The sequence below is a fragment of the Longimicrobium sp. genome (assembly GCA_036389135.1).
Taxonomy (GTDB): Bacteria; Gemmatimonadota; Gemmatimonadetes; order Longimicrobiales; family Longimicrobiaceae; genus Longimicrobium.
Genome location: DASVQP010000018.1, coordinates 1 through 16,978, shown reverse-complemented (window position 1 = coordinate 16,978; position 16,978 = coordinate 1). Strand labels below are relative to the sequence as shown.

At 71.4% G+C, this 16,978-nt stretch carries 15 protein-coding genes; 13 read left to right on the top strand and 2 right to left on the bottom strand.

The features are described from left to right. Positions 1 to 22: 22 nt before the first annotated feature. From VF584_03090 to VF584_03060, 7 genes are read left to right on the top strand one after another with little or no spacing between them, the layout of a single operon-like run. Entirely contained in the window at positions 23 to 505 is a 483-nt protein-coding gene (locus tag VF584_03090; GenBank protein ID HEX8209147.1) for a (2Fe-2S)-binding protein, read from the top strand. Beyond that, the gene (locus VF584_03085; GenBank protein HEX8209146.1) at positions 502 to 2,871 is read left to right on the top strand and encodes a xanthine dehydrogenase family protein molybdopterin-binding subunit; all 2,370 of its coding nucleotides are present in this window, start codon (positions 502 to 504) and stop codon (positions 2,869 to 2,871) included. Before VF584_03090 ends, VF584_03085 begins: the two co-directional genes overlap by 4 nt. Beyond that, positions 2,871 to 4,187, top strand: coding sequence for a serine hydrolase (locus VF584_03080; protein HEX8209145.1), 1,317 nt, complete (start codon positions 2,871 to 2,873; stop codon positions 4,185 to 4,187). The genes VF584_03085 and VF584_03080 overlap by 1 nt, the downstream gene beginning before the upstream one ends. A 45-nt stretch (positions 4,188 to 4,232) precedes the next feature. Further along, the gene (locus VF584_03075) at positions 4,233 to 4,697 is read left to right on the top strand and encodes a carbon monoxide dehydrogenase subunit G (GenBank protein ID HEX8209144.1); all 465 of its coding nucleotides are present in this window, start codon (positions 4,233 to 4,235) and stop codon (positions 4,695 to 4,697) included. A gap of 17 nt (positions 4,698 to 4,714) precedes the next feature. Next, positions 4,715 to 4,951: a hypothetical protein gene (locus VF584_03070; GenBank protein ID HEX8209143.1), complete on the top strand. Its 237-nt coding sequence runs from the start codon at positions 4,715 to 4,717 to the stop codon at positions 4,949 to 4,951. Continuing rightward, the gene (locus VF584_03065; protein HEX8209142.1) at positions 4,948 to 5,829 is read left to right on the top strand and encodes a xanthine dehydrogenase family protein subunit M; all 882 of its coding nucleotides are present in this window, start codon (positions 4,948 to 4,950) and stop codon (positions 5,827 to 5,829) included. The genes VF584_03070 and VF584_03065 overlap by 4 nt, the downstream gene beginning before the upstream one ends. Before the next feature lie 43 nt (positions 5,830 to 5,872). Continuing rightward, entirely contained in the window at positions 5,873 to 6,676 is an 804-nt protein-coding gene (locus tag VF584_03060; protein ID HEX8209141.1) for a cyclase family protein, read from the top strand. 210 nt (positions 6,677 to 6,886) lie between these two features. Here the strand turns inward: VF584_03060 and VF584_03055 are convergent, their stop codons facing one another. After that, positions 6,887 to 7,903, bottom strand: coding sequence for a radical SAM protein (locus VF584_03055; protein HEX8209140.1), 1,017 nt, complete (start codon positions 7,901 to 7,903; stop codon positions 6,887 to 6,889). Positions 7,904 to 8,050: 147 nt separating this feature from the next. Here VF584_03055 and VF584_03050 point away from each other — a divergent pair, with 147 nt between their 5' ends. The 5 genes from VF584_03050 (at position 8,051) to VF584_03030 (ending at position 14,171) form a co-directional block, all read left to right on the top strand. Further along, positions 8,051 to 8,509 carry an SRPBCC family protein gene (locus VF584_03050; protein HEX8209139.1) on the top strand — a complete coding sequence of 153 codons (459 nt, stop codon included), beginning with the start codon at positions 8,051 to 8,053 and terminating at the stop codon, positions 8,507 to 8,509. 8 nt (positions 8,510 to 8,517) lie between these two features. Then, positions 8,518 to 9,654 carry a PrsW family intramembrane metalloprotease gene (locus VF584_03045; protein ID HEX8209138.1) on the top strand — a complete coding sequence of 379 codons (1,137 nt, stop codon included), beginning with the start codon at positions 8,518 to 8,520 and terminating at the stop codon, positions 9,652 to 9,654. 108 nt (positions 9,655 to 9,762) lie between these two features. After that, entirely contained in the window at positions 9,763 to 10,710 is a 948-nt protein-coding gene (locus VF584_03040) for an Ig-like domain-containing protein (protein ID HEX8209137.1), read from the top strand. Continuing rightward, positions 10,707 to 11,207: a hypothetical protein gene (locus tag VF584_03035; protein ID HEX8209136.1), complete on the top strand. Its 501-nt coding sequence runs from the start codon at positions 10,707 to 10,709 to the stop codon at positions 11,205 to 11,207. Before VF584_03040 ends, VF584_03035 begins: the two co-directional genes overlap by 4 nt. 327 nt (positions 11,208 to 11,534) lie before the next feature. Further along, complete coding sequence (locus tag VF584_03030) at positions 11,535 to 14,171, top strand: LysM peptidoglycan-binding domain-containing protein (protein ID HEX8209135.1); 2,637 nt, start codon at positions 11,535 to 11,537, stop codon at positions 14,169 to 14,171. A 102-nt stretch (positions 14,172 to 14,273) separates the two neighbouring features. Here VF584_03030 and VF584_03025 read toward each other — a convergent pair whose 3' ends face one another. Beyond that, positions 14,274 to 15,788 carry a S8 family serine peptidase gene (locus VF584_03025; protein ID HEX8209134.1) on the bottom strand — a complete coding sequence of 505 codons (1,515 nt, stop codon included), beginning with the start codon at positions 15,786 to 15,788 and terminating at the stop codon, positions 14,274 to 14,276. A gap of 486 nt (positions 15,789 to 16,274) precedes the next feature. On the opposite strand from VF584_03025, the gene VF584_03020 reads away from it, so the two are divergent. Beyond that, a complete protein-coding gene (locus tag VF584_03020) occupies positions 16,275 to 16,628 on the top strand; it encodes a VOC family protein (GenBank protein HEX8209133.1) in 354 nt (117 codons plus the stop codon). Positions 16,629 to 16,978: the final 350 nt, after the last annotated feature.

Sequence of the window (16,978 nt, the reverse complement as noted above, 5' to 3'; positions counted from 1 at the left end):
TCCATCCCCGTCCCGAGCACCGATGCCCCAACCGGTGGAGATCTCCCTTTCCGTGAACGGCGTTCCGCACCGGCGCGAGGTGGAGCCGCGGCTGCTGCTGAGCGACTTCCTGCGCCACGAGCTGCGGCTGACGGGCACCCACGTAGGCTGCGAGCACGGCGTCTGCGGCGCGTGCACGGTGCTGATGGACGGGGAGGCGGTGCGATCCTGCCTCGTCTTCGCGGTGCAGGCGGACGGCGCGGAGGTGGGTACGGTGGAGGGGCTGGCCTCGCCCGACGGCACGCTGCACCCGCTGCAGGAGGCGTTTCGCGACGCGCACGGCCTGCAGTGCGGCTTCTGCACGCCGGGGATCCTGATGTCGATGATCCCCTTTCTGCGCGACCAGCCCACGCCGGACGAGCACACCATCCGCGAGGCGCTCTCCGGCAACCTCTGCCGCTGTACGGGCTACCAGAACATCGTAGAGGCCGTGCAGCTCGCGGCCCAGCGCGGAGCGGCCGGATGAGCCGCGGGCACGTCGGCTCGTCGCCGGTGCGCAACGAGGACCGCCGGCTGCTCACCGGCGCCGCCCTCTTCGTGGACGACGTGCATCTCGATGGGATGCTGCACGTCGCGTTCGTGCGCAGCGACCACGCGCACGCGCTGATCAACTCGGTGGATACCACCGCCGCGCTCGAGCGCCCCGGCGTCGTCGCCATCATCACGGCCGACATGCTGGGCGACTACTGGCAGCCGGGGCCGCTGCTGGTGCCGCCGCCGCCGGTGGAGGGGCTCGTCTTCAACCAGGCCTCGCAGGTGCCGCTGGCCAAGGATCGCGTGCGCCACGTGGGCGAGGCGATCGCGATGGTGGTCGCCGAGAGCCGCTACCTGGCGGAGGATGCGGCGGCGGACGTGATGGTGGACTACGAGCCGCTGGAGCCCGTCGTGGACCTGGAGGCCGCGCTCACGCCCGAGGCGCCGGTCATCCACCCGCAGTTCGGCACCAACCTGGCCGCCCACGTGGCGCAGCGGCACGGCGACTACGAGGAGGCGAAGACGCACGCGGACCTCGTCATCCAGCGGCGCTTCCACTACGACCGCGGCGCGGCGGCGGCGATGGAGAACCGGGCCGTGGTGGCGCGCTGGGACGCGCGCTCGGAAGAGCTCACCATCTGGGATACGACGCAGGCGCCCATCCCCATCCGCAACGGGCTGGCGCGGATGCTGGGGCTGCTGGAGTCGCAGGTGCGGGTGGTGGCGCCGTACGTGGGCGGCGGCTTCGGGCCCAAGATCATGATGTTCTATCCGGAGGAGGTGCTCGTCCCCTGGGCCGCAATCCGGCTGGGGCGCCCGGTGAAGTGGGCGGAGGACCGCCAGGAGAACTTCTTCGCCACCACGCAGGAGCGCTCGCAGATCCACGACGCGGAGATGGCGCTGTCGAGGGACGGAAAGATCCTGGGGGTGCGCGACTTCTTCTTCCACGACACGGGCGCGTACGATCCCTACGGCCTGACGGTGCCCATCAACAGCCAGTGCACGCTGCTGGGCCCGTACGACGTGCCGGCGTACCACAGCGAGTTCAGCGCCGTCTTCACCAACACCGTCACCGTGACGCCGGTGCGCGGGGCGGGGCGGCAGCACGGCGTCTTCGTGATGGAGCGGCTGCTGGACATCGCCGCGCGCGAGCTGGGGCTGACGCCGGACGAGATCCGCCGCCGCAACTACCTGCGCTCCGACGTCTTTCCGCACACCTTTCAGATCCTCTTCCAAGACTTCGCGCCCCTCTACTACGACAGCGGCAACTACGCCCCCGCCCTGGAAGCCGCGCTCGACATCGTTGGCCGCGAGACCTTCCGGCAGGAGCAGGCGCGGCTGCGGGCGGAGGGGCGCTTCATCGGGATGGGGATCGTGTCGTACGTGGAGGGGACGGGGATCGGGCCGTATGAGGGCGCGCGCGTCACCGTGGAGCCCAGCGGCCGCGTGCGTGTGGCGACGGGCCTCGGCACGCAGGGTCAGGGGCACTACACCGCCTTCGCGCAGATCGTGGCAGACGTGCTGGACGTGGAGGTGGACAACGTCAACGTGGTGACCGGCGACACGCGCGAGTTCGGCTGGGGCACGGGCACATTCGCCAGCCGCGGTGCCGTCGTCGCGGGGAGCGCCTGCCACGAGGCCGCCCTCTCCGTGCGCCGCAAGGTGCTGGACGTGGGCGCGCGCGTGCTGGGCGTGGGGAGCGAAGAAGTGGAGCTGTCGTACGGCACCGTGCGTGTGATCGCCGACCCATCGCGCTCGATCACCTTCGGCCAGCTCGCGGGGCACGCCAACCCCCTGCGCGGCGCCGTGGTGCCGGGGACAGAGCCGGGGCTGGAGTCGACCGCCTACTTCGGCCCCGACCACGGGAGCACGGCCAGCGGTGTGCACGCCATCGTGGTCGAGGTGGACCCGGAGACGGCGATGGTGCGCATCGACCGCTACATCGTCGTGCACGACTGCGGCAAGCTGATCAACCCGATGATCGTCGCGGGCCAGGTGCAGGGCGGAGTGGCGCACGGCATCGGCAACGCCTTCTACGAGAAGCTCGTGTACGACGAAGGCGGCCAGCTTATGAACGCATCGTTCGCGGACTACCTCCTCCCCACCGCGCTGGACGTGCCACGGGTGGAGATGGCGCACCGCGAGACCACGGCGCCGCTGAACCCGCTGGGGCTCAAGGGCGTGGGCGAGGCGGGGTGCATTCCCACCGGCGCCGTCTTCGCGCAGGCCATCGAGGACGCGCTCCCGCACCTGGCGCTGGAGATCCGCGAGATCCCGCTGAGCCCCAGCCGCCTCTTTGAGCTCCTGCAGGCGGCGGAGCCGGTGCGCCTGTCCGACACCGCACTGGCGGCGGACTGATGGCGCATCCACTCCCGTTGCGCCCGCTTCTCGCGCGCCTGCTGCCCCTCTGCGCCGCCTTCGGCTCGACCGCGCTCGCCGCGCAGTCACCGGATCCTATGGCGCTCAACCGCGTCGGGCGCTGGGCCGAGGCCGCGGAGGTCTCCCGCGGCATCCTTGCGAAGCCCGCCGCCACGCCTACGAGCCACTGCGAGGCGAGGACGCACCTGGTCTCCGCGCTCTCACGGCTCGGCCGCGCGGACGAAGCCGGGGTGGAGATCGCCGGATTCGAGCGTGCGTGCACCGGGCTCCCCGCGGGCCATTGGGCTCGGGGGGAGATCGCCCGCGCACGGGACGCTCTCGCGAGCGGAGGGGCGCGCGCCCGCGGAAGCTCCCCAGCCGGCCCGGCATTCGTCCGGCCCGCCGCGGACGACTGGCCCGTCGCCAGCCCCACCGCGTTGCGCATGGATACGGCGGCGCTCGCCGCACACCGGCGTCTCTGCAGCGCGTCAGGTGCGGACGCGTGTGTGGTCGTGCACAGGGGGTCGCTGGTCGACGAATGGTACGGCCCGCGCTACGCCGAGCCCATCGGTGCGATGTCCAGCACCAAGTCCGTCACGGGGCTGCTCGCGGGGATGCTGGTGGGAGACGGCAAGCTGTCGACCGACCATCCGGTGTCGCGCTACATCCCGGAATGGCGGGCGGGAGCCGCGGGGGGCGTCACGGTGCGCCACCTGCTCAGCATGACGTCCGGTCTCCCCGATTTCCCGCCCGGCGTGCGCGAGGTGGGATCGGCGTCGGACAAGGAAGCGTTCACGTTCGGACTGGGGCTCGTGGCCCGGCCCGGCGCCTCGTGGGCGTACTCCAACGACGGCGCGTTCCTGCTGTCGCCGCTGCTGGACCGCGCGGCGGGGGAGCCGATCGAGGACTACGCGCGCCGCCGCCTCTTCGGGCCGCTTGGTATGCGCACCACCCGCCTGTACGTCTACCCCGAGGGGCAGGCGTGGACGCATGCGGACATGCAGACCACCGCGCGCGACCTGGCCCGCGTGGGACAGCTGATGCTGAACGGCGGGCGCTGGGGCGGTGTGCAGATCGTCCCGGAGGAGTGGGTGCGCGAGTCGGTTCGCCCCTCGCAGCCGCACAACCCCCGGTACGGGCTCCTCTGGTGGATCGTGCCGGACGGATATGCGGCGTTCGGCTACCTGGATACCAACGTGTACGTGTTTCCCGAGCGGGACCTCGTCGTCGTGCGCATGCAGTCGAAACTCGTCGAGGGCGCCACGCGTTACGAGCCGGCCGCATACGACCTGTTCGCGCGCATGACGCGGAAGTGATGGCGCCGTGCACACCCGCATGACTTCCTCCAACCGGGTTTCCCGATGATCCTTGACGGCGAGCACACCTTTCCAGGCCCGCGCGAAACCGTGTGGGGGCTGCTGCAGGACCCCGAGGTGCTGGCCAAGGCCATGCCCGGCGCGCGGCGCCTGACCCTGACGGGGCCCGGCGCGTACCAGGGCGTGATCCGCATCGGCGTGGGGCCGGTCACGGCGGCGGAGTGGTCGCTGAACGTGACGCTCGCCGACCAGGTGCCCCCGGAGAGCTACGTGATGATCGTGGACAGCAAGGGCGCGCTCGGCTTCACCCGAGGCCAGGCCACCGTCAACCTGGACGAGGTGGACGGCGGCACGCGGATGCGCTACCACGCCGACCTCTCCGTCGGCGGCAAGGTGGCGGGGGTGGGGCAGCGTCTGCTGGACCAGGTCGCGCGGATGCTGACCAAGCAGGGGCTGGACGCGCTCAACAAGGAGCTGGAAGCGCGCCTCGCCGCGGGCCGTTCCACCTGACTCGCGGGAGGCGCGCCGTGCGTATCGCCCTTGGAATCCTGCTGCTTGCCGCCGCGTTCCTGCTGGCCATGCTCGAGATCATCGCGCTGGTCGATCCCGCGGGTACGAGCCTCGCGAACGATGCCGACCCGTTCGGGCCGGCGCCATCGTGGTACGTACACGCCTTCTGGATCGCGACGATCGCGGCGATGAGCTGGGCGTCATTCCGGCTGCTGCGGCCGCGCGACGCACCTCCCAGACACGGATTTCGATGAAGCCCGCCCCATTCGCGTACCATCGTCCGGACACGGTGGAAGCCGCGCTCGCCCTCCTTGCCGAGCACGGCTACGACGCCAAGCTCCTGGCCGGCGGGCAGAGCCTGGTGCCGGCAATGAACTTCCGCCTCGCCGCGCCCGCCGTGCTCATCGACCTCAACCGCATCCCCGGCCTCGACGCGATCGCCGAGGCGGAGGGCGGCGTGAGGATCGGCGCGATGGTGCGGCAGCGGGCGGCGGAGCGCAGCGCCTTGCTGGCCGAGCGCGCGCCCCTCATCGCGGAAACGCTTCCGTACGTGGCGCACGCGCAGATCCGCAACCGCGGCACGATGGGCGGCAGCATCGCCCACGCCGATCCCGCCGCCGAGCTGCCGGCTGTGATGCTGGCGCTCGGCGCCCGCTTTCACCTGCGGGGGCCCAATGGCACGCGCACGGTGACGGCGGAGGACTTCTTCACCGGCCTCTTCGGCACTGCGCTGGAGCCGGAGGAGATGCTGGTGGAGATCGAGATCCCCCGCGCCGCGCCGGGCACCGGCTTCGCCTTCGACGAGATCTCGCGCCGCCACGGCGACTTCGCGCTGGCGGGCGTCGCGGCATCGGTGCAGGTGGATGCGGATGGGCGCTGCACGTCCGCCCGCGTCGCGCTGCTGAGCGTGGGCGACGGACCGGTGCTCGCCGCCCAGGCCGCCGCCGCGCTCGACGGCCAATCGCCCACCGACGACGCCATCCGCGCCGCCGCCCACGCCGCGGCGCATCAGGACATCGATCCACCCGGCGACATCCACGCCACGCCCGCGTACCGCCGCCAGCTCGCGGAGGTGCTGGTGCGGCGCGTGCTTCCGCGCGCCTTCGAGCGTGCGCGCGGCGCCATCGCATGACCCACACACCGTCCGCCCCAACCCACGACATCCCGGAGATCCGATGAAAGTGTACGACCTGTCGCAGCCGCTGAACGAGCAGGCCCCCTTCTGGCCGTACTACCCGCCTTTCGAGGTGAAGTACATCAAGCGCAAGGCGGAGCACGGGGTGAACGCGCAGTACATCCAGACGTCCAACCACATGGGGACGCACCTGGACGCGCCGCGCCACTTCGTGACCAACGGGATGACCATCGACCAGATCCCGATGGAGTGGCTGTGCGGCCCCGGCGTCATCGTGAACCTGAGCGACGAGATGGACGAGCTGGCGGTGTACACGCCGGAGATGATCGAGTCGCGCGTGGAGGTGCGGAAAGGTGACATCCTGCTGCTGCACACCGGCTGGCACCGCTACGCGCAGTGGGGCGACAAGGCAGACGAGGAGAAGTACATCCACATGCACCCGGGCGCGCACCCGGACATGGTGCCGTGGCTGCTGGAGAAGGAGATTCACATCTGGGGCGTGGACGTGGTCTCCACCGACCACCCGATGGACCTGCCGATCGGGCGCTTCCTGGGCAAGGGGCTGCACAACCACTGCGACCGCGTGCGCGCCGCCGCCGAGAAGAAGTTCGGTGGCCCCGAAGCCGTCGCGCGCCTCTTCCCCGACGAGGACTACCAGCTCACGCACAACAAGCTGTTCGACAAGAACTGCATGCACATCGAGAACCTGGGCGGCGACATCAGCGCCCCGGAGCTCCAGAACCGCCGCCTGATCCTGGGCGTCTTCCCCTGGAAGTTCCAGGGCGGCGAGGCGGCGTTCGCCCGCGTGGTGGCGTTCGACGGGGAGTGGCCGGCGAATCCGTGAGGGGTGGCTGGCAAACCGGGCGAGTGAACTCGCTGCAACAACGGCACAAAGTCCGCCTTCGCGGACTCGGGGTCGGATGCCGCGCTTCTCGAGCCGGCTTCAGCCGCCTTCCCGTGGTTCCAGCCGGGGGCTTTAGCCCTCGGCGATCCGGGGACCCATTCCGCCCCCCCAACCTGCGAGGGCAGGTTTCCCGCGGTTGTTGCAGCGGATTCAACCGCCGGCCCCGCCCTCGAACAACGCCAGCTGCGGCGCCTCCGCCACATCCGGCTTCATCGTCGGAAACGCGCCGCGGTTGAATCCGAATCGGGCGCGCGCCTGCTCGATGCGCGCGTCGAGCCTCTCGCGGTAGCGCGTGCGGCGGGGGGAGCGGCGGCGGATGATCTCCTCGTAGGCGTCCACCAGGTCGGGGCGCAACGCGCGCAGGGCGGGGAGGAAGCGGCGCCACGACACCTCCGAAAGCCGCACCCCGCCCGCCACCACGTAGCACGCATCCGCGTCGCGGGCGGCGGCGAAGAGGGCGTCGATGCTCTCCTGGGTGTCGGTGAGGCCGGGGAGGAGGGGCATGGCGAAGAGCCCGGCGCGGACCCCCCGCTCGCGCAGGCGGCGGAGCGCGTCCAGGCGGCGCGCGGGGGTGGGGGAGCGCGGCTCGACGGCGCGCAGCAGGCGTGCGTCGGTGGAGATCAGCGACACGTGCACGTCCACCCGGCCGCCGCGCGCGCGGATGCGCTCCAGCAGGTCCAGATCGCGCAGGACGAGCGGGCTCTTGGTGGTGATGGAGACGCGCACCCCCCGCATCCCCGCCAGCGTCTCCAGCACGCCGCGCGTGATCCCGAAGCGCCGCTCCGCCGGCTGGTAGGGATCGGTCGCGGTGCCCAGGGCGACGAGGGCGGCCGGGGCGCGGCGCACGGCCCCGGCCACGCTCTGGCCGGCGCGCTTCACGAAGATGGCGCGGTCGAAGGCGGTCGGCGTGCCGGGGTCGCGCAGCAGGCGGCCGGTCTCGCCCAGGCGCTCCATCAGCCAGCCGTGCGCGTACGGGGCGTAGCAGTAGGCGCACGAAAACTCGCAGCCGACGTACGGGTTCACCGTCAGCGTGCCGCGCATCACCCCCGTGCCGGGCGCGGCGAGGCGCGCGCCGTCCAGCGCGTAAAAGAGCGCGTCTCCCCGCCGCTCCAGCACCGGGAGCGCGCGCGCGCCCCCGCCCGCGAACAGCTCCGCCTGCTCCGCCATCCACACCTCCGTCGTTCCGCGCCTCTCCCCCGCAGGGAGGATGCCGCACAAAAACCGAAAGCGCAAGGGTGACGCACGATTGTCCCGAACGGCCAACTCGTGTACGTTTGGCGCGCTGGCTGGCGAGCCCCGAGCGCGGAATTGCGGATGAAGGTGCACAGGATGGAGACGGTGCAGCGGGTGCCGGTGCCGGTGGAGGAGGCGTGGCGCTTCTTCTCCGACCCGCGCAACCTGGCCAAGATCACCCCGCCGAGCCTCGGCTTCCAGGTGACCTCGCCGCTGCCGGACAAGGTGTACGCGGGGCTCATCATCACCTACAAGGTGCGGCCGCTCTTTGGCGTGGCGGTCAACTGGGTGACGGAGATCACGCACGTGGACGAGCCCCACCGGTTCGTGGACGAGCAGCGCTTCGGCCCGTACCGCTTCTGGCACCACCAGCACCTCTTTCGCCCGGTGGAGGGCGGCGTGGAGATGACGGACATCGTGCACTACGCGCTTCCGCCGGGCGGCGGGCTGGCGCGCGGGCTCCTGGTGGCGCCGCGCCTCAAGGAGATCTTCGACTACCGCCGCGGGGTGCTGGAGCGCACCTACGGCACGCTACCCTGATCTGGCCGATGGACTCCGCGACCTCCATCCAACCCCCGCTTCCCGCCCCGCGGCGCGCGCAGCCGCACCGCGTCCTCACCTGGGGCGCGGCGACCTGCGGCGTGCTCAGCCTCCTGCTGATCGCGGCGGAGCTCGGGCCCGCCGCGTTCGCGCTGGGCGTGGCGATCGCGGTGGTGCCGGTGCCCGTGTACGTGGTGCTCGCGCTCTGGCTCGATCGCTTCGAGCCCGAGCCGGCGTGGACGCTGGCGCAGACCTTTGCGTGGGGCGCCACGGTGGCGGTGTTCCTGGCGCTGATGGTCAACGGCCTCCTCCAGATCGTGCTCGACGGCGCGTGGGGCGTGGAGGTCGGTGAGGTGATCGGCTCCGTCTTCACCGCGCCCATCGTGGAGGAGCTGGCCAAGGGGTTCGCGCTCCTCTTTCTCTTCTCCGAGCTGCGCGACGAGTTCGACGGGGTGGTGGACGGCGTGGTGTACGCGTCGATGGTGGGGCTGGGCTTCGCCATGGTGGAGAACGTCCAGTACTACGGCCAGGCGGTGGCGGAAGGGACGGAGAGCTCCGTCCTAACCTTCGTGCTGCGCGGGCTGATGGCGCCGTTCGCCCACCCGCTCTTCACCAGCATGTTCGGGATCGGGTTGGGGATGGTGCGCGAGGGGCACAGCAAGGCGCGCGGGTGGCTGGTGGCCGCGTTCGGCCTGGCGGCGGCGATGGGGCTGCACGCGCTCTGGAACCTGTCCGCCTCCTTCGACGGGTGGTTCCTGGTGCTCTACCTGCTGGTGATGGTCCCCGCCTTCGTGGCCGTGCTCTGGGTGGTGCGCACGTCGCTGCGCCGCGAGGGGCGGGTGATCCGCGAACACCTGCAGCACCTGGTGGAGATCGGCGCGCTCCCCGCGGGCGAGCTGGACTGCCTGTGCGGCGTCCGCACCCGGCTTGGGGCCACCGCGACGGCGTTTCGCAAGGGAGGGCTGAGGCGCTGGCGGGCGCGGCGCGAGCTTCACACCATCGCGAGCGAGCTGGCGTTCCACCGCTGGCGCACGGCGCGCGGCCTGTCGATGGGAGCGGAGGCGGATGCGGCGCGAGAGGCGGAGTACATGCAGCGCTTTTCCGAGATCTGCAGGATGCTGGAGGTGCAGGGCAAAGTGGAGTGACGGGGGAGACGCCGGCGCGTTGACGCTCGCAAACAAATGATTTATCGTCCACGCGCAAAGTCGTTCTCCGTTCCCTGAGAGCGCATCCCTTTCCGCCGCGTGAATCCGATGAAATCGCTGAAGCTCGCCGTCTTCTTTGCCTGCGCCGTACTTACCGCCGCCTGCCAGGACGACCCGGTCGGTGGGGGGCGCGATCAACTGACGCTTTCCGCCGATACCAGCTACATCGCCACGCGGGAGACGGTGCAGCTCACGGCCTCGGTGGGGAACGCCGCGGCGAGCGGGACTGCGTACAGGAGCCTCAACGAGGTGGTTGCCACCGTTGATGCCGCCGGGCTCGTCACCGGCCGGTCGGTGGGTGTGGCGGCGATCGTCGCGGAGAGGGGGATGCTCACGGATACCCTCCAGATCCACGTCACGCCGTCCCCGCGCGACGCGCTGGCGACGGGGGCGATGCACAGCTGTGTTCTCGACGTCGATGGGAAGGCGCACTGCTGGGGCACCGGCACGAACGGGCAGCTCGGCAACGGAACGACCGCCAGCAGCGCGGCGCCCGTGGCGGTGGCGGGGGGACGGACCTTTGCGATGGTGGAGGCGGGGGACAGCACCACCTGCGCGGTGACTCCGGAGGGCGACGGGTATTGCTGGGGCAGTGGAAGGCTGGGGCAGCTCGGCAACGGAAGCCTCGAGGCCAGCGCGGTCCCGGTGCGGGTATCCGTGCCGCAGCCGCTGGCGAGTATCGCGGTGGGCTTTCGCGTCGCCTGCGCCCTGGCACGCGACGGCACCGCCTACTGCTGGGGCCGCAACACCTTCGGCAACGTGGGGAACGGGAACCGGGCGATGGTCACCACGCCCACGGCCGTCAGCACCTCGCTGAAGTTCAGGCAGATCAGCGTCGGCCTGGCGCAGAGCTGTGGCCTCACGGCCGACGGCGCCGCGTACTGCTGGGGCCAGAACGTCTTCCGCACGCTCGGCACCGGAGACATCGCCGAGCGGCTGACCCCCGCCCCGGTGAGCGGCGGGCTGCGTTCGCGACGCTCAGCGCCGGGTCGGTGACCACCTGCGGCATCACCGGCGCGGGGGAAACCTATTGCTGGGGAACGAACTACTTCGGCGGCCTGGGTTTGGGCCACCAGGGCATCGTCGGCGCGGAGGGGATGGTCCCTGCCCGCGTGGTCGGCACCCAGCTCTTCAGCCAGGTGTCGGCGGGCGAGGAGAACAATTCGACCGCTCCAACCTGTCTCCTCACCGCTGAGGGGCAGGCGTTCTGCATGGGCGCGAACCAGTCCGGGCAGCTCGGCACCGCCGTGACGACCGAGACGTGCCGGTTTACGTCCACGAGCCCCCTCTTCGGATGTGCGAGCCGCCCGCTGCCGGTGCTGGGCGCGCCCTTCTTCGAGACGGTCGATGCGGGACAGGAATTCGTTTGCGCGCTCTCGTACTTCGGAGACGTGTACTGCTGGGGCGCCAACGACTCGCTGCAGCTCGGCACGTTCAGCGGACCGTCGACCTCCACGCCCGTGCAGGTCGCCGCGAATCTTCGCCTTCCCTGAACGGATTGCCTCACAACGAGAACACAGAGGAAGCGGGAATCGTTTCCTCCGTGTTCTCCGTTGTTCCCTTCGTGTCTTCCCTTTCCGCACAGCGGGGTGGCGTCGGATACCGTTTGTAACATTGTAATCTGTTGGCTTACAGAAGACACGGCGTTGTACCGCAACGACTTAGCCGTGGTGCGCCTGTTTCCGCGGGCGAGTCTTCGGCTCAGCTTCGGTACCGCGGCCCACCGGCGGGGATTATCTTCGGCCATCCACCACGTTCCGCTCGCGCCCCGACTCCCTCCCGGCGGCGCTTCTGATCTCCAGATAAATACGATGTATCCCATGCTCCGAACGCTCCCGTTCGTGCTTCTGCTGGGGACGGCCGCCTGTGCCTCCGGGCGCGCGGCACCTGCCCCCGCGCCCCCGGCCCCCCTGCCGCTTCCCGCGCAGCCCGTGCAGGCTCCCGAGCCGATCCGCGAGAACTTCGAGCTCGCGGGCGCGCCGGGAAAGGCGCGCGCCAACGTCCTGGGGGACGCGCGCTACGATCTGCCGGTGGAGGCCAACCGCTGGGTGGAGATGGAACTGGACTTCCTGGTCAACCAGCGGCGCGCGGTGATCGGGCAGTGGCTCTCGCGGGCGGACAAGTACCGCGACTTCGTGCAGGAGATCTTTGCCTCGTACGGCATCCCGCGCGACCTGCACCACCTGGCGATGGTGGAGAGCGGCTACTCGCCCACGGCGCGCAGCCACGCGGGCGCGGTGGGGATGTGGCAGTTCATGTCCGCCACGGGTCGGGGGATGGGGCTGCGCATCGACGACGTGGTGGACGAGCGGATGGACCCCGTGCGCTCCACCCACGCCGCGGCGCGCCACCTGCGCGACCTGCACCGCGACTTCCGCGGCGACTGGGCGCTGGCGGCGGCGGCGTACAACGCGGGCTCGGGGCGGATCAACCGGGGGCTGGGCCGCTTCAACGTCACCAACTTCTGGGACCTCGCCGAGCGCGGCGACCTGGCGCAGGAGACGCGGCACTACGTCCCCCGCCTCTACGCCGTCACCATCATCGGGCGCGATCCGGCGCGTTTCGGCTACCCCGCTCCCGCCAACGTCCTTCCCCGCTTCCGGCCAGACAGCGTGCGGGTGGACATCGAGACGCCGGTGGCCGAGCTGGCGAAGATCGCGAACCTGAACGCCAGCGAGCTCGCCACGCTCAACCCGCACCTGGTGCGCGGCACGGCGCCGGCGGGCTACAAGGTGTGGACGCCTGCGGGGAGCGGCGCCGCCATCCAGACCGCCTTCGACACCTCCGCCTACCGCCGCAGCGGCGGCTACGCCTGGTACACGCTGCGCCGCGGCGAGGACGTGGCGCAGCTCGCGGCCGCCGGCGGGATCCCGGTGGAGCGCATCCGCGAGCTGAACCTGAGCACCGCGCTGGACCGGATGGGGACGGGCGACCGCGTGCGCCTTCCCGCGCCCACGGTCCGCACGCTGAACGCGCGCCCGGTGGAGCGCCAGCGCCTGGCCTCCGTATCCGACGAGCCGCGCGGCCCCAGCTCGCCGGAGCTGGACGCCGCACGCGCCGAGGCCCGCCGCCTCCGCGCCGCGCGCCGCGAGGAGGAGCGCGCCCGCGATGCCCAGCGCGAGCAGGAGCGCGAAGCCGCCCGCATCGCCGATCGCGCCCGCGCCGCGCGCCGCGCCGAAGAGCGCGAGGCCACCCGCGCCGACGAACGCGCCGCGAACGCCCGCCGCCTGGCCGCCCGCGCCGAGGCCGCCAAGGACGACGAGGACACCCCCCGCCGCCGCGGTTCCGACAGCGCGGAGACCAGGGTGGCCGCCGCGGACGAGGCGCGCTCCGCCCGCCGCTCCACCGACAGCGCCGCCGCCCGCCGCACGAGCGATGGCGAGCGCGTGGCGAGCCGCTCGGCGTCTTCGGACGAAGAGCGCCCCTCCGCCAGCCGGCCCCGCCGCACCGAGCGCGCGGACAGCTCCGCCCGCGCGCGCCGCACTTCCGACGGCGAGGAGCGCCCGCGCACGCACACCGTCGAGCGCGGCGAGACGCTGCGCGGGCTGGCCGAGAAGTACAACGTGACGGCCGCGCAGCTTCGTGCTGCCAACGACATCGCCGCCGGCAAGGGCGTGGAGCTGGGCATGCGCCTGCGTCTGCCGCGCGCCGCGAGCTCCTCCGCCTCGCTCTCCGCCGCCTCCGAACGCGCCGCCCGCACCCGCTCGTCGGACGACGACCGTCCGAGCACGGCGTCGCGCTCGTCCACGTCGGTGCGCACCGGCACGCCCGAGCGCCGCACCACCCGCTCCGACTCCTCCACGCGGCGCGCATCCAGCGACGATGATGCTCCGCGCAGCCGCACAGGGTCGGAACGCCGCGCATCCAGCGACGAGACTCCGCGGGCCCGCACGGCCTCGGAACGCCGCGCGTCTAGCGACGACGAGACGCCGCGCACGCGCACGGCCACCGAGCGCCGCGATTCGTCCGCCACGCGCCGAACCGCCACGGCATCGCGCGACACCGCGTCGAAGACCCGCAACACCTCCACGAGCCGCGCCGCTTCCGCGTCGCGTGACTCGTCGGCATCGAGGACTCGCAGCGCCGCCAGCCGCGACTCCTCCGCATCCAGGAGCCGCAACGCCTTCACCCGCGACTCCTCGGCATCGCGCAGCCGCGGAGGGAGCTCGGCAGCGGGGACGCGCGCATCGTCGGCGAGCCGCGACTCAGCCGCGAGCCGCTCACGCGGTTCATCCAGCGAGACGAAGCCCCGCGCCGCTGCGGAGGGGAGCACGCGCCCGCGCGCATCCGCCAGCGAGACCTCGCGCCCGTCGCAGCATACGGTCAAGAGCGGGGAGACGCTCTTTGGGGTCGCGCGCCAGTACGGCGTCACCGTACCGGCGCTGCGGGCGGCGAACGACATGGACGGGGGCGCCACCATCCAGCCCGGGCAGAAGCTGCGCATCCCGCGAAGCTGAGCCGGCGGGGCGAGTCAGGCGAAAAACGGAGGGCTCCGCGAGCAGAATCGCCCGCGGAGCCCTCCTGTCATGCTGCCGGTTCAGCCGCTGGCCTGCGAGACCTCAGGGGCAGAGGGTGCGGTAGCCGCACTCATTGTACTCGGGCTCCTTGTACACGAAGAACGACGGCGTCGTGTAGCTGGTCCCGTTGGACGTCACGATCACGCGCAGGTAGAACGATCCGGCCCTCGTCCCCACGCTGCGGGTGTAGGTGGCGCTGTTCGTCCCCACGTTGGTCCACGTGCTCCCGCCCGCCGAGTACTGCCACTGGTAGCTGTAGGTGCCGTTGCCGCCGCTGGCCACCGCCTGCCACGTCCACGTTCCGGTGTAGATGTAGTCGGGGCCGCTGATGTAGGCGGACACCGGGTTGGTGGGATTGGTGCCGCCGCCGCTGCCGGTTCCCGTGAACAGCAGCAGGTTCGGGGAGCCGGCGCCCAGGTTGTAGAGCTTGTACTGCGAGGCGTTCGACAGGATCGCGTTGTTCACCGTCGCAGGCGCGGCCCACGGGTTCGACTGCAGGTACAGCGCCGCCGCGCCGGCCACGTGCGGCGACGCCATCGAGGTGCCGTCGAGCGTGGCCGTGCCGCCGTACAGCCAGGCCGAAGTGATCCCCTCGCCCGGCGCGTACAGGTCCACGCAGCTCCCGTAGTTGCTGAACCAGGCCTGCTGGTCGGACGAGTTGCTGGCGCCCACGGTGAGGGCGGAGGGCGCGCGGGCGGGCGAGTAGTAGCAGGCGTCGTAGCTGTCGTTGGCGGCCGCGACCGCCACCGTCACCCCGGAGGCGACCAGGTTCTCGATGGCGTCGTCCATGGCCTGCATGGCGCCGCCGGCCAGCGACAGGTTGGCGACGCTGGGGGTGGCGTGGTAGTAGCGAACCCAGTCCACGCCCGCGATCACGCCGCTCCACGTGCCGTAGCCGCCGCAGTCCAGCACCCGCACGGACACCAGGCTCGCCGACTTCGCCACGCCGTAGTACGCGCCGCCCACGGTGCCCGCCACGTGGGTGCCGTGGCCGTGGCAGTCCTGCCCGTTGTACCCGTCGCCGATCGCGTCGTACCCCACCGAGGCCCGGCCGCCGAAGTCCCAGTGCGAGGTCTCGATCCCCGTGTCGATGACGTACACGGTGACGCCCGACCCCGTGGTGCTGGCCGAGTAGCTGCCGTTCAGCGGGAGGTCACGCTGGTCCACGCGGTCCAGCCCCCAGCTCCCCACCACGGCGCTCACCCGCTGGTCCTGCTCCACGTACGCCACGTTCGGGTTGCGGCGCAGCGCCGCTACGGCTCCATCGGAGAGGGAGGCCGCGAAGCCCTTGATGGCGTGCTGGTAGGTGTGGTGCACCGTTCCGCCGTGCGCGGCCGCGAGCTGCCGCGCCAGCCCGGGCGCATCGCTCACCTCGCGCTTGAACACCACCACGTAGCGCCCGGGGATCGGCTGTCCGCCCTTCCCGGTCTGCCGCACCGACCGCGCCTCCGCCGGGGCGTCGGCCGGCACCGCGGGCCCGGTGGGCGCGTCCGAACACGCCGCCAGCCCAATGGAAACCGCCATGGCCGCAAACAACTGCTTGCACTTCATGGACATCTTCCCGTCCTCCTGCGGGTACTCCGGGTGAAGCACGGCCCCGCCGCCTCCCGGAGTGGCGTGCGTGTCGGGGCCCGGACGGCAGGAGAGCCGTCCCCGGCGCAGCGGTGCACCGCACCGCGACAAGGTCAGTGTGTTCGGCGTGCGCTTCTATCGGGCCTGGGCGTGTGAGATGATGTCTGCCAAACATCAAACACCACGCAGCCCTTTAGCGCCTGTTGCCAACCATTATAGCAGATCAGATTTGCGCCTCCTCCAAGAGAAGGACCTGGACGGTGTGTTCTTCCGGCAGCGGTGAAGGTGCTGCCCCGCCCGCATCCAGTCCCCGGGAGGCGTAACCGGGCATACTCTGTTTACGCCTACAATATGCAAATAATTTGCCACGGGCGAAGCCGGTCAGGGCCCTGTTCCCGACCTCGTGGCGTGCCGCTACATTGCGCAGCTTCGCCACGTGTGCAGGGAACCCCACCAGGAGAGACCGGCGCCATGAAAGCCTCGCTTCGCTCCATCACGGCCATGATCCCCGCGGGTGGCAGCCTGGACGAGGCGATCCGGTTCTACACGGAAGAGCTGGGCTTCTCGGTGACGTGGCAGGCGGGGAACATGGCGGGCGTCGCGCGCGACGATGTCGGCTTCAACCTGGTCGTCAACACCAACCGGGCGTGGGCGGAGAACGCCAGCTTCAGCATCGCCGTCTCGGACGTGGATGCGCTTTATGCCGAATACGGCCAGACCTCGGCGCGGGTCGGGCCGCTGGAGGAGAAGCCGTGGGGCCGCCGCGAGTTCCACATGATCGTGCCCTCCGGCGTCTGCCTGCAGTTCTACCAGGCCGGTACCTGAGGCGCGACGCCGACGACGGTCCGGCGGCGGGCACGGGCAGCCACGTGGGGCGGCCCCTACGAGGTTGCGGTGCGTGGGGCGAGGGATGGAGCGGGGGCAGGGGCGGGCAGACACGCCGCGCGCGAAGCGGGGGGCGGAGCAGCCCGTGACACGGGCGCGATGAATCGCGCCCCTACCGGGCATCCGCGCAGCGCGCGGAGTTCTCCCCCTCGCCCGCCCTGCGCCCCCGCAGGCGGGGGAGGGGGCAGGGGGGAGGGGGCCCTCTGCGTAGCCCGACGCCTCCGAACGGCACCCACCTCCGCCCCCTCTCTCGATAACGGCGAGGGCGCAGCCCTCTCCTGTTATCGGGA

Bases quoted from the DNA above. Each gene is read 5' to 3' on its own strand.
- VF584_03090 (HEX8209147.1), top strand. From the start codon at position 23: ATGCCCCAACCGGTGGAGATCTCCCTTTCCGTGAACGGCGTTCCGCAC.
- VF584_03085 (HEX8209146.1), top strand. From the start codon at position 502: ATGAGCCGCGGGCACGTCGGCTCGTCGCCGGTGCGCAACGAGGACCGC.
- VF584_03080 (HEX8209145.1), top strand. From the start codon at position 2,871: ATGGCGCATCCACTCCCGTTGCGCCCGCTTCTCGCGCGCCTGCTGCCC.
- VF584_03075 (HEX8209144.1), top strand. From the start codon at position 4,233: ATGATCCTTGACGGCGAGCACACCTTTCCAGGCCCGCGCGAAACCGTG.
- VF584_03065 (HEX8209142.1), top strand. From the start codon at position 4,948: ATGAAGCCCGCCCCATTCGCGTACCATCGTCCGGACACGGTGGAAGCC.
- VF584_03060 (HEX8209141.1), top strand. From the start codon at position 5,873: ATGAAAGTGTACGACCTGTCGCAGCCGCTGAACGAGCAGGCCCCCTTC.
- VF584_03055 (HEX8209140.1), bottom strand. From the start codon at position 7,903: ATGGCGGAGCAGGCGGAGCTGTTCGCGGGCGGGGGCGCGCGCGCGCTC.
- VF584_03050 (HEX8209139.1), top strand. From the start codon at position 8,051: ATGAAGGTGCACAGGATGGAGACGGTGCAGCGGGTGCCGGTGCCGGTG.
- VF584_03045 (HEX8209138.1), top strand. From the start codon at position 8,518: ATGGACTCCGCGACCTCCATCCAACCCCCGCTTCCCGCCCCGCGGCGC.
- VF584_03040 (HEX8209137.1), top strand. From the start codon at position 9,763: ATGAAATCGCTGAAGCTCGCCGTCTTCTTTGCCTGCGCCGTACTTACC.
- VF584_03030 (HEX8209135.1), top strand. From the start codon at position 11,535: ATGCTCCGAACGCTCCCGTTCGTGCTTCTGCTGGGGACGGCCGCCTGT.
- VF584_03025 (HEX8209134.1), bottom strand. From the start codon at position 15,788: ATGTCCATGAAGTGCAAGCAGTTGTTTGCGGCCATGGCGGTTTCCATT.
- VF584_03020 (HEX8209133.1), top strand. From the start codon at position 16,275: ATGAAAGCCTCGCTTCGCTCCATCACGGCCATGATCCCCGCGGGTGGC.